The sequence below is a fragment of the Desulfomonilaceae bacterium genome (assembly GCA_041662605.1).
Classification (GTDB): Bacteria; Desulfobacterota; Desulfomonilia; order Desulfomonilales; family Desulfomonilaceae; genus CAJBEZ01.
In genome coordinates this window covers 59,764-71,036 of sequence record JBAZSD010000023.1, presented here as the reverse complement: position 1 = coordinate 71,036, position 11,273 = coordinate 59,764, and the positions used below count along the sequence as shown (strand labels likewise).

The 11,273-nt window shown below is 47.3% G+C and carries 11 protein-coding genes; 3 read left to right on the top strand and 8 right to left on the bottom strand.

Annotated elements, in window-relative coordinates:
- Positions 1 to 148: 148 nt before the first annotated feature.
- The gene (locus WC647_15645; protein ID MFA6223743.1) at positions 149 to 1,255 is read left to right on the top strand and encodes a macro domain-containing protein; all 1,107 of its coding nucleotides are present in this window, start codon (positions 149 to 151) and stop codon (positions 1,253 to 1,255) included.
- Between the two features lie 175 nt (positions 1,256 to 1,430).
- Here WC647_15645 and WC647_15640 read toward each other — a convergent pair whose 3' ends face one another.
- Positions 1,431 to 1,676, bottom strand: coding sequence for a hypothetical protein (locus WC647_15640; protein ID MFA6223742.1), 246 nt, complete (start codon positions 1,674 to 1,676; stop codon positions 1,431 to 1,433).
- Between the two features lie 23 nt (positions 1,677 to 1,699).
- On the bottom strand, positions 1,700 to 2,812 hold the full coding sequence (locus tag WC647_15635) for a TOBE domain-containing protein (protein MFA6223741.1): 1,113 nt from the start codon (positions 2,810 to 2,812) through the stop codon (positions 1,700 to 1,702).
- Positions 2,813 to 3,064: 252 nt separating this feature from the next.
- Here WC647_15635 and WC647_15630 point away from each other — a divergent pair, with 252 nt between their 5' ends.
- Positions 3,065 to 4,009: a sulfite exporter TauE/SafE family protein gene (locus tag WC647_15630; GenBank protein ID MFA6223740.1), complete on the top strand. Its 945-nt coding sequence runs from the start codon at positions 3,065 to 3,067 to the stop codon at positions 4,007 to 4,009.
- A gap of 79 nt (positions 4,010 to 4,088) precedes the next feature.
- On the opposite strand, the gene WC647_15625 is transcribed toward WC647_15630, so the two are convergent.
- The 3 genes from WC647_15625 to WC647_15615 form a co-directional block, all read right to left on the bottom strand.
- Positions 4,089 to 5,360, bottom strand: coding sequence for a hypothetical protein (locus tag WC647_15625; GenBank protein ID MFA6223739.1), 1,272 nt, complete (start codon positions 5,358 to 5,360; stop codon positions 4,089 to 4,091).
- A 473-nt stretch (positions 5,361 to 5,833) separates the two neighbouring features.
- Complete coding sequence (locus WC647_15620) at positions 5,834 to 6,016, bottom strand: hypothetical protein (protein MFA6223738.1); 183 nt, start codon at positions 6,014 to 6,016, stop codon at positions 5,834 to 5,836.
- Positions 6,017 to 6,243: 227 nt separating this feature from the next.
- The gene (locus tag WC647_15615; GenBank protein MFA6223737.1) at positions 6,244 to 7,344 is read right to left on the bottom strand and encodes a radical SAM protein; all 1,101 of its coding nucleotides are present in this window, start codon (positions 7,342 to 7,344) and stop codon (positions 6,244 to 6,246) included.
- Positions 7,345 to 7,485: 141 nt separating this feature from the next.
- Between WC647_15615 and WC647_15610 the strand changes: the two genes are divergently transcribed.
- Positions 7,486 to 7,638, top strand: coding sequence for a hypothetical protein (locus WC647_15610; protein ID MFA6223736.1), 153 nt, complete (start codon positions 7,486 to 7,488; stop codon positions 7,636 to 7,638).
- Positions 7,639 to 7,641: 3 nt separating this feature from the next.
- On the opposite strand, the gene WC647_15605 is transcribed toward WC647_15610, so the two are convergent.
- From WC647_15605 to WC647_15595, 3 genes are all read right to left on the bottom strand, one after another.
- Positions 7,642 to 8,607: a ParB/RepB/Spo0J family partition protein gene (locus WC647_15605; protein ID MFA6223735.1), complete on the bottom strand. Its 966-nt coding sequence runs from the start codon at positions 8,605 to 8,607 to the stop codon at positions 7,642 to 7,644.
- Entirely contained in the window at positions 8,555 to 9,403 is an 849-nt protein-coding gene (locus WC647_15600) for a glycosyltransferase (GenBank protein MFA6223734.1), read from the bottom strand. The genes WC647_15605 and WC647_15600 overlap by 53 nt, the downstream gene beginning before the upstream one ends.
- Before the next feature lie 172 nt (positions 9,404 to 9,575).
- Positions 9,576 to 11,090: a radical SAM protein gene (locus WC647_15595; protein ID MFA6223733.1), complete on the bottom strand. Its 1,515-nt coding sequence runs from the start codon at positions 11,088 to 11,090 to the stop codon at positions 9,576 to 9,578.
- Positions 11,091 to 11,273 lie beyond the last annotated feature (183 nt).

The following is an 11,273-nucleotide window of genomic DNA, read 5'->3' as shown; positions in this document are numbered from 1 at the left end:
CGTCAGTCGTCTGCAAAACAATGCCCCCTTCCAACAAATTATGGACATCTCTAACAGACAACTACTCACCGAAAGATGCACAAATGTAATTGTCGTTGACGCTCAAGTGTAATTGTCGCTGAACAGGTACTTCTAAATGGAGACAATGATGATTCAGAGAACGAAGGGTAATCTTCTGGAAGCAGATGCGGAGGCCTTGGTAAATACCGTAAATTGTGTCGGTGTGATGGGTAAAGGCATAGCCCTTCAATTCAAAAGAGCGTTTCCAGAAAATTTCAAAAAATATAGCGTCGCCTGCAAGGCGGGACAAGTAGTTTTGGGTCGTATGTTCACTCATACGACTTCTTCTCTGTCGAACCCCAAATACATCATTAACTTTCCAACAAAATTGCACTGGAAAAATAAGTCTCGATTAGAGGATATTAAATCCGGGCTCGAGAATTTGGCGCAAGAAACGCATAGGCTCGGGATAAAATCGATCGCCATTCCACCGCTCGGGTGCGGAGCCGGTGGTCTTGAATGGAAAGTAGTCGGCCCCTTGATAGAATCTGCTTTTGTAGGCGCCCAGGATGTAACTGTAATCCTCTACGAACCATCAGGCGCTCCCAACGTTCATGAAATGCCAGTGGGGACAAAAAAGCCGAACATGACAATTGGCAGGGCTCTGTTCATCCGTCTCATGGATCTGTATCAGATTCCTGATTACTCACTAACCCTCTTGGAGATTCAGAAATTAGCCTATTTTTTACAATGCGCGGGTGAACCACTTCGCCTTAACTTTGTGCGACATATCTACGGACCTTATGCCGAGAACCTCAACCATGTTCTTCAAGTCATGGAGGGACACTATATTAGCGGTTACGGTGATAGATCTCAACGGGCGGAAATTCATCTTCTTCCCGATGCCCCAGAAACTGCCCAAGCTTTCCTCATGGCTTTTGACATGTCGGTAACAGATCGGCTAAACCGTGTCGCGAATCTTATAGAAGGTTTCGAGACCCCTTATGGTATGGAGTTGTTGGCTTCGATTCATTGGATTGCAACGAACGAATCGAAAGAGGCCATGACCGACCCAAATGCCGCCATAAGAGGATTGCAAGGTTGGAATAGTCGGAAGCGAAAGATATTTAGTCCGAATCATATCACCAAAGCTTGGGAGCGACTGAACAGACAGGGTTGGTTTCAACAAACCTGCTCTATGACCCGGGTGTCTGAATCAACCTCTGTTGCGGAAAGCGCCAAAGCAGCTCAATAAGCCTGTATCGACCAAAGCCCGGGATTGTGTGTTATATGGCACGTCACACAATTACGTAAAAATTTCCCATTTTCCCCCAGCGGAAAAGATTTCTCCCGTGACGGTCGAAATGACACAAGGCAGGAAATAGAAAACCAATGAATAATATGATAGCTTGAAACAACGTGTGAGGGTTTCAGGGCGTTACGTGGTCGGGCACGTCCGTTTGTGAAGTTACCGGGGTTAGAATATAGACTCGCCCGTACCGTGAAGCCCTATCCAGGTCCCCTCGCGCCAGGGCCTCCCTGACTTCGTCAAGTCTCTTGGCGTCATCCACGGTAAGATATGGTTCCCATCCGTCATCCGTATACACAAGATCAACATCGACCTCGGCCACATACTTCCCTTGGTGAACAAGTTTTTGTTCGTTTTTTCTTCTCATTCGCGTCTCCTCAAAAAAACTGTTTAATCCACGTGCAGAATTACCGCAAAGCTGTTGAACATTACCCAGACTTCGTCGCCTTCCTTGATGTCGAGCTTGCGTCTGCTTTTCTCGGTGACCAACGAACATAGTTCAGTCCCGTCATGGATCCGGACAATGAATTCAGTCGTAAGCCTACCGCGAACGATTTGCGAAACAACGCCGTGGAATATGTTCTCAGCGGTACTTGACGGTCGGACGGGGCCTTTTTCCAATATGACCCACGGGGCCTTGACCTCGGCTGTAACCAGCGATCCGGCCTTCAGACCCAGCCTTTTCAGGCTGTAATTCGTGATAACCGTAGTCACAATCTCCCCATCAATAGTTACCAACTCGATTTGGGACTGGATGTCACCCTTCTTTACGGTACCGATTTTCCCGAAAAAAGTATTACGGGCGCTGCTCTTAAGCCTGTTTTCCCTTTCAACAAAATGCCTTGCGACCTGATGAATGTCTTCGTCGGAAAAAGCGACAAATGACGCTGTAAGATTCGGAGTCGAGTGGCCCAAAACCCTCTGGACTACCGGCAGCGGCATGTTCCCCTGCATCAGTTCCACGGCCCTGGCCCTACGAATGGCGTTTGGAGAACCTAACTCCTGCGCGAAACCACAGGCCACCGAGCGTTGATAAAACTTGCGTCGAACGTGACCCGCGTCCACATTTAACAACGGCCCGACCGACTCTGAAAATGCAGGGTCATTCAACGCAGATTGTATTTCAGACGTCAGGACTGAAGAAATCTGGACTTCTCGCCCACTCGCCTGACTTGAATCAATGTTACCGAAACGAACGACATGTTTTAACCCATCGACATCTCTCTGCAGGTCAAGCCCTAAAACCTCACTGAGCCGGGCTCCGGTATAACGGATTAGAAGAAAGATCAACAATATCCGTTTCCGGGAAGAGTATACGTCCGGCCGCGATGAAGCCTGAGCCCATGACCGGAACCCCTGTTCCAGCTTAGCCAATTGGGTTGGGTCCAGATATCGGGCTTGCTCTGGCGCCGCATATATTCTGGCTGGGTTTGGCAGCCTGGAAGCGTCCCGATTGCTGGTTTCAGCCGATGATTCGGAGTTATTATTCTTTTTTTCAGGCATGAATTTTTTCCCAGGCGTCCTGACCCAAAATATTCGACTCCACTAATCGAAATACTACCAGATCCATCTTGTCGGGCCAACACGGAGATAATAATCGAAACTACTTGACAATCACTATAACTCGTTTTTATATTAGTCACACGTTTTTAATTAAAAACGTGTCAACTGACAGTTGACTGGTCTCTGGCCGCTTTCAAACAGAGAATTTTAGGCCAACTCCCGTAGCAATGGCGCTCTCCTTTGGAGGCTAACATGACTTTTCCCGTTTCAGGAATCGAAACAGCTATATGGATTCCGCCACTTGTTGGTTTTGTTATCTCTTTTTTTACATCAATGGGCGGCATATCAGGCGCTTTTCTAATATTACCGTTTCAGGTCAGCGTTCTTGGCTTTACAAGCCCCGCTGTTACCCCCACCAACCTTGTCTTTAACGTAGTAGGAATACCCAGCGCTGTTTATAAATATTTCCGTGAAGGGCGCATGAATTGGCCTCTCGCCTGGAACATTATCGTAGGCACGTTCCCCGGCCTCTTTCTTGGTGGAATAATCAGAATCGTCTATCTGCCGGACCCGCGCCCGTTTAAGCTGTTCGCCGGCTGCGTTCTGCTGTACATCGGCGGACGAATGCTTTATCAGGCAATCGCCCAGAGAGGCCGGACCACCGCTGCGAACACCGCTGAAGCAAAAATGAGGAAGGCAGCGGGCAAAAATTCCACTGGACTAGATTCCGGAGGACACGCTGTCAAAACCATCAGTTGGTCTCTTGCAAGGACAGAATACGAGTTTTTCGGGGAGCGGTTCAGTTTTCACACGACAGGTCTTTTCGTACTGTCCCTAATCGTAGGTCTCATTGGGGGGATATACGGCATTGGCGGCGGGGCCATCATAGCCCCTTTTATTGTCACGTTTTTTCATCTCCCCATCCATACTATCGCGGGCGCCACGCTCATGGGCACTTGTGTCACATCGATAGGGGGTGTGTTTTTCTTCCAATTTGTAGGGCCTCTTTTCGCTCAAGCAGGAGCGCCTGTCAGACCGGACTGGTTACTCGGTTTTCTTTTCGGAATAGGTGGCTTCGTTGGAATGTATCTCGGAGCTTCTGTTCAGAAGTACGTCCCAGGAGCGATCATCAGGCCGATGCTCGCGATTGTGATCAGCGTGGTTGGGTTACGGTACGTCATAGGCTATTTCTTCTAATATTCACGTCACCGATTAGCGACAATCCTTTTTGTACAGGCATTGGGCGGCCAGTCTTTGACCGGCCACCCAATGGTTTTTATTTCGCAGTATCTGTAGGCGCCGAACCTTCCTCTGCCGGTGGCTCCTTGAGACGTACCAAAATCCACTCTTGTGTTTTATTCTTGCCGAAATGAACCAGAACGTTGGTCTGATCCTTTGTAAGGTTGTAAATACCTGTCTCCATTATCACCGCATGGTTGTTTTCATCCGCAAACGTCCACACAGCCCTTTGAGATTTCTTTTCTACAATCCCCTTTATCGGCTTGGCGGTTTTGTCTTCAGTGTTATAGTACGTCCCCTGAATACTGCCTTCCTTGTTTACTGCAAGTTGCAGGACTATTTTCGAAGGCTTTGTCGCGTCCTGAGTCAATGCAAAAACTCCCAGAGGCATCCATTGCTCGGGGTCGCTCTTGACTTTTGGCGCTCTTGCCAGGAGGTCCACAGCCTGATCGTAATACTCATCGGCGCTACAGACCCGATGACCATTCAGATAAACAAAGCCGTCGGAGTAATAGAAATTGTCTCCATAATCATAGTACAACGGCGAGCCCCAGTCCCAGGGAACCCATGAACTCAGAATCGCCCACGTGGCCGGTCTCCACCAGTAATACCATGGTCGGTAAGACCACACGTTGCTGTGCCAATAGTTGTTGTTGAAATTCTGGTGTTGCCCCCACCAATTCTTGTTGAATGTGGTGTGGTAAAGCTGGGAGTAATTTTTCTGGAGACGCTGGACAGCTCCAGGATCCAGAGTCCGGTTCGGCTCTTTGCCCTTCACGGGCAGATGCCCGCTTCCCACAGCCGCTAGATCAGCCCGGGTTCCCTTGAAGTGATCAAGCGCAATTGCGCCTGCTGTGGCTCCGAGAGCGGCCGCTCCAATTTTGCCCATGCCATGTCTATTCGTACCGGCGTTATTTTTCGGGAGATTCAGGAAATGCTGTACCTGACCTTGAGTTGGATTATGTTCCAACACTCGCCCAGTCTGGGATTGTACGCCATGCTCAGATGGAAGCTTATGTTCCCAGGATTTGAAATTCGTGTGAGATTGCGCTGGTCCCCGTGTAAACGACTGACCGCGGCCCGAAAACGCAGGATTGGAAAACCCACTGCTCCGATGCTGGAAAGACTGCCCCGAGGAGTGTGAAACGTTAAATGATGGCCTGTTGACAGATGGCGCAAAGTGACTTATTCCACCACCGCCATGCGGGCCCATTTGTCCCCCCATGTGGAAGCCTCGCGCTTGAACGCTGCCGGCTGTAAACGCCAAAAGCGCAACTACAAGAATCGTGGTGTATATTGTTTTGTTCATAGCTAACCCCCCATTCCTGACTCTCAACAGAGTCCGACGCCGCACGCTGAAACCCAAAGGGCGTAACAGGAACTGCCATGGTCAGCCTTTACCAGGCCCAATTTACCCTTCGCAGTGTCACGCAGCGAGCGGTGATGGGATTTATCGAAGGTTTAAAATACCTTCTGCGCCGTAATAAATTTATCCGTCTTTTGTTCAGCCTTTAAAGCTGCGGATATCGCCCCTTCCGATTTATTTCACTAATTTTAGATGCGAATTACAGAGTCGGGGTTTCAAATCACATTTTGAAACAACCTGAAGGCGCCCGGAGCGACGAGTGAAGTCTTTGGGTGACCCCACTCATCGTTAGTCGCCGGACAATAAGTAAGGAATATGAATTAGCCTTGTTTTTTCCCGGTATGATCACTCCTCTCATCGTCCCCGTTGTTCTTGGATGATTCCTCATCTTACAGACAGACGCAATAAAACACCGCTTACATTGAACTTGACCTCGTTGCAATCCACAGGCTGGTCATAAACTGGTCCATAACCAGGAGTTCATCAGTGGTCTCATAGATCAGGTTCTGATGGGCCACATCAAGAACCTCAAACAGGACCGATAAATCATAATCCGAAGCTCTGGATAAAAATTCTATTATAGTTTCTCTCTCATTCATTTAGACTATCTCCTTGAGAATCCAAAATCGTCGTCGCGAAATGTAATTAATTGCGACGCGATTAACATATGTTTGAGGCAAGCAATTTGTCCGTTCATCCTTTGCCCTGTATGCCATCGTTGAACGACGTCCTCAAACTCATGGCGAAATAATCCTGCAAGGCAGGATTTTTGAGAAAAGCCTTAATAACTTAATATCTACTTCTTAGTCAAGGAAGTCTGCGCAAACTATTTTGAAACATATTCTCGGGCGGCCTCATCCAAAAGTCCCGCCAACTGCTCATTGCTTCTCATTTCCAACCCCAACGATTCGTGCCACACCAAAGGAGACTCCATGCACAGGTATAGCAGGACATTTTCCCCGTAGGACCTGATTCTCTCGGCTATGGTTTTGTAAATCACTATTCTGCGATCACGGCTTAAACGCGCCTTCCCGTCGAGCCCAGGGGCGAAAGAATCACAAAAGTATGTCACTGGGCCAAAACGGGACATCACGATATCCTTCAATTCCGGAACAAACCGTAATACCCCCATGGAGATCCAGGCGATTGACTCAGGCTTCACACTGGTAAAAATTGCGTCTACAGTCTCGCCATACCCTTTCTCCCAGCCGTCAAAGGGCACAATTGGATCAAAATGAAATCCTACCCTGTACCCCTGAGACACTGCCAAAGCAGCCGCTTTCAATCTTTGAGACAAGCTCGAAGAGCGAATTTCCTCTGTCTTGCTAAAGCTCGGCGCATTCATTGAAAAACTTGCAATTATGTTTCCATGGGGATTCGATTCCAATAGGGGCGTGATGAAATCTGATTTTGTTTTGAATTCCAGAGACGCGTTTTTGCGACTCGAAAACAATTGGAGTAACTGTTCAGCCAATCCTGTGTATGGATCCAGCGCCAGCGAATCCGTGAACTCGCCGGTGCACAAACGAAAAAAGCGATCTTCGGGCGCTTTATCGAGAAAATCTCTCAGCTCGTCAAACATTTCGTTCAAATTCACATAGACTTCCATCACCGGGTTGTTGAAATAAACCTGCAAGGCGCAATATCGGCAATCAATAGGACAGCCCTGCCCAATGTTAAGTATATTCAATCCGCAACAGATATAGGTTTTCGTGCCAGGACACGGTTTTACAAAGCTCCCTCTGTACCTGGTCAGCTTGAGTATTCGCTTGCCTCTCCTGAATGGATCTCCCGCAAGTTCTACACGGGCCGACTCCTCGAGAATCTGCGACCCGATGAGGACTCTCGCTGGGTTAGAAGCTTTGATTATCCTCTCTGTTAAAGGATATTCCATTGCTTCCCGTTCAACCCATACTTGATCTATCACATACATTACACACCTGAGACGCTGATCGTTGGATACCGCTGTTTAGTCCGGGATTGTGGGTCCCTGTGGACAAATGGCCATCCCTGTTATATTAATCCGATAAAGAACGAATAAAAGTTCAAATTTTACTGGAGACGTTTCATGGCTGGAGAAAACGACAAGAAGGGCAAGACGCAAAAAGAAAATGAGCCGCAAGCGTCTCAGGAACCGACGGAAACAGATAATCTCACGTCAATCGTCCAGAGCGATGACAGTGAATTGCCTCAGAGCGTCAAGGACAAATTTAAGGATTGATCATTAGTCATTCGCTTTGCCCGGTGTTTCTTTTTTATATTGGTCAATCACCGTCAAAAACTTTTCGGCTTCGGCTCGCGAGTCGAGGCGCATTTCAATGCTCACGGAGTCGTCCTCGAAAGATTGAGCCGGCCTCATGCGAACATTTTCCGGCGGATGAATTTCCCTTGCCCAACCTTCGAAACCCTTTTGTTTTTCATATATGTATGGATGTTTCCAGGATTTTAACGAGTCCCTGAACGCTGACGCCCTTTCCTGAGCGCTTAGGACAGAATCATCCAGGATCCTGACAGCGTCAGGATCGCTCAGCAAGTCAGTGACAGGCTTCTTCCAAAGGATCGATAAATCAAACAGACTGGAAATTATTTCAAAGGCTTTGTTTGAATTGAGCCCGAGATTACAAACCAGTTTGAAAACGGCCTGACGCTCGTTAAATGGAAGTTCCGCAAACAGGATCGCGCTTTTCTCCTGAATCTTTCCGTCTGATATTGCTTCAAGAATGTTGTTTTCCAGGCCTCCGATCTTTCTGAGTCGTTCCAGTTTCGGCCCTCTTGGGGGAGTGTCTATAAAGGGCAAGATATTCTTTGCAAGAATTTCGCGTGAAAATAATTCAAGAAGGCGCTTTATTGTATGGGCCTTGACAGCAGGATCCTGTTTGATCCTGGCAAAGTTATCCCAAAAGGCCATTAGATATTTGTCGTCGTCATTCAATGAGGAATCGGCAATTCTTACTTCGACGCTCTCAAACTTGAGCGCCGCCGCAACCTGAAGCCGCCGTCTTCCCAAGATAGGGGAAAAAATATTGTATTCGTCGCCCTTAACCACCGGAGGATTCAGAATCCCAACTTGTTCTATAGATGCCAGCAGTGGTTCCAGAACTTCAAAAGATGGAACCCAAAACATCAGATTCTGAAAATTAACTTGAGCAGGCTTGATCCATGCAGTTCGCATATTTTTCAGCAAGTTCATTGTATGTAGCCGCTTCGTGATATCTTCCGCGTTTTGTGAGGCCTTTTGCCAGGACAGAACATTTTCTGACCAACTGTTTGGCTGCGGCTTTTCTGTAGGTGGGCCTTAAGCCCGGATCGTCCAGGATTTTCAGAATCGCCCGAACCCTGTATATATCAATCGCCGGCACTACTTTGGACAGTTGATCATCTCTGTCTCCATACTTAACCACCAGTGGTTCATCGGCGAATCTTACCGAATAAAAGGCCGTAATTCTTAACCATAGATCGTAATCTTCCGCCGCCGGCAAACTCTCGTCAAAATAACCGACTCTGTCCAGCAACGCTCGTGAAATCATAACCGAGGACGGACTGATGAGACATCGTTCCAGGGCGCGTTCAAAGAATCTGCCACCCTGTTTCTCGTGAATCTTCTTTTGATTAACGACCTGCCCGTGTTTCATCCATAGCTCATTGGTATGGCAAATGAAATCTTGGTCTGTTCTGTCATATAGTTGCAACTGCTTTTCAATTTTCCGGGGTTTCCATTCGTCATCAGAATCGAGGAACGCGACAAGATCCCCGTTTGACGCCATAATTCCCGTGTTGCGTGCGCTGGAAACTCCCTGATGGGCCTGATGCAGGTAGACTATTGAACCTGAAACTTTCCGCACAAGTTCAGAAGTCGAGTCTGTCGAACCATCATCCACCACAATGAGTTCAATGTCCTTGAAGGTTTGATCCAGGACTGACCGGATTGAACGCGTGAGTGTATCCACCCGGTTAAAGGTCGGTATAATCGCGCTAACGAGGGGCATTCCATGATCCGCAGAAACCGGAAAGGAAATGCTTCCGTGGAGAAGTCAACCTAATGGCAAACATCTCCATGGCCCGATTCAAGAGAAATGGGCGACAGAAATCTATTTTAATTGGGCTGATGCAAGAGTCTAAAATCTACTTCATCTCAGATCGTTGTGGCTGCGGAGCTATCTACCCCGATCGGGCCACTATCTTTTCATCGATACTGCGGTTTGAGTCATAATGAGCCTGAATTTTTCGGCACACATCATCTTTTACTGTCTGCCATGAACAAAAAGCCGCAGTTCGTATTTTTCCGGTATCAACATCTTCATAAGCGAAAACAGCCGGGCAATCGTGGAGTCTGGCGTTTTCCAGTCCGCCCGTGTCTTCATACGGAATAGTAATTAATGTCAATAATTGCTTGAAACATGTTCTCTTTTTCAGGACCTCGTCTATTTTCCGTCCCCGTATTATATCCCAGAGCGCTTTAACTACGTTAACAGAAGCAGGTTTGGCGAAGGATTTCCTGAAGTTGACAGTCTGCGCAAAAATGAACGCTGTCTGTATAGCGGAAGAAACATTAAACCATCCACGTCGTAATATGAAAGCCGAGTCCAAAGGTTTCTTCCGGGATAGTTTTCCATCCAGCTTCTTTAACTTTGAAAGCGCTTCAGAAAGAGGCGTATTGAGATAAGTCGAAATGGGAACATATTTTTCCCCGTCGGAGATCACGACAGTAGCGCTTTCACAGTTCGGGTGTGATCCACCTAAGGTCTGTTTTCCAAAAAACCTGGAAAGGACGTCGAATTTCATCATTCCAGTCGACACAAACTCTATTTCTGGGAGCATCTTCTCAAATATATTTTCAACGCACTCCGTAGTAGTAGGCTCCAACTTCACATTGGAACCGTCCCAGCATGGGGTCAGCGGCACAAAGGCCCAAACGGAAACATGTTCTTTGCGCTCGTGGATAAAGGCCATCAGTTCAGACATATTCGAGTCATTAACACCCGTGGCTACCGTGGTGATGACGGTCAGCTTGTTAACCCCGCATTTTATAACGTTTTCAAAGGCCTTTTTCTTTACCGCGAGAGAATTGTCCCCTCTTAAAGTCTTATAAACTTCAGATTTGGTACCGTCCAAACCGAAATTGACCTGAACTCCGAGTGAACAGAGTTCCTTGCAGTAATTCATGTCAGCCAGTTTAATCCCGTTAGTGAACATTTGAACCTGAAAGCCATGAGTTTTCGCAAGACGTACTATATCAAGAAAATCCTCATGGACCGTTGGCTCTCCTCCAAAGAAGCAGATATTGGGTCTAGGATCGTTGTTTTCAAATTCGCGAAAAATCTTCTCAAAATATTCCAGAGGAGGTTTGTAAGCAAATCCCATTGCGTCTACATAGGCTAAACAGATCGGGCACCTTTGGTTGCAGAGATTCGTGACATCGATGGCGACTGTTGATGGGGTAGTATGTAACTTGTGATCACATGACTTACAATCTAGATTACATGCTGGAGGGCCAGTAGGCTCCTGGTATTCGGCAATTTCTCTCTTCCATCGCCATTTTCGAGCGTCTTTTGTGACAAGCGATGATGTCCGGCCACAGTCTTTGCAGAATTTTACCAGGTATACACAGTTGTTACGGATTTCATAACGGGCGTCTGTCGGGGACCCACATTTTTCACACAAGCCAATTTTCATATGTTACTCCGCAGGGCGTTTACACAACATTGGAAGCCTCAAACTCGCGCCAAATCATAACGTTTTGAAGGCATCTACTTGTATTTTTTTATAAAAACTGGACATTTTCGGCATCGACTCTTATCAAACATTCTTTCATTGTCAAGACAAAAGTGATGCTGTAAGAATAAAAACTCCAGGATA

Excerpts from the sequence above, each read along its gene's own strand:
- WC647_15625 (MFA6223739.1), bottom strand. The coding sequence starts at position 5,360 with ATGAACAAAACAATATACACCACGATTCTTGTAGTTGCGCTTTTGGCG.
- WC647_15645 (MFA6223743.1), top strand. The coding sequence starts at position 149 with ATGATTCAGAGAACGAAGGGTAATCTTCTGGAAGCAGATGCGGAGGCC.
- WC647_15595 (MFA6223733.1), bottom strand. The coding sequence starts at position 11,090 with ATGAAAATTGGCTTGTGTGAAAAATGTGGGTCCCCGACAGACGCCCGT.
- WC647_15635 (MFA6223741.1), bottom strand. The coding sequence starts at position 2,812 with ATGCCTGAAAAAAAGAATAATAACTCCGAATCATCGGCTGAAACCAGC.
- WC647_15605 (MFA6223735.1), bottom strand. The coding sequence starts at position 8,607 with ATGAACTTGCTGAAAAATATGCGAACTGCATGGATCAAGCCTGCTCAA.
- WC647_15620 (MFA6223738.1), bottom strand. The coding sequence starts at position 6,016 with ATGAATGAGAGAGAAACTATAATAGAATTTTTATCCAGAGCTTCGGAT.
- WC647_15630 (MFA6223740.1), top strand. The coding sequence starts at position 3,065 with ATGACTTTTCCCGTTTCAGGAATCGAAACAGCTATATGGATTCCGCCA.
- WC647_15600 (MFA6223734.1), bottom strand. The coding sequence starts at position 9,403 with ATGCCCCTCGTTAGCGCGATTATACCGACCTTTAACCGGGTGGATACA.
- WC647_15610 (MFA6223736.1), top strand. The coding sequence starts at position 7,486 with ATGGCTGGAGAAAACGACAAGAAGGGCAAGACGCAAAAAGAAAATGAG.
- WC647_15640 (MFA6223742.1), bottom strand. The coding sequence starts at position 1,676 with ATGAGAAGAAAAAACGAACAAAAACTTGTTCACCAAGGGAAGTATGTG.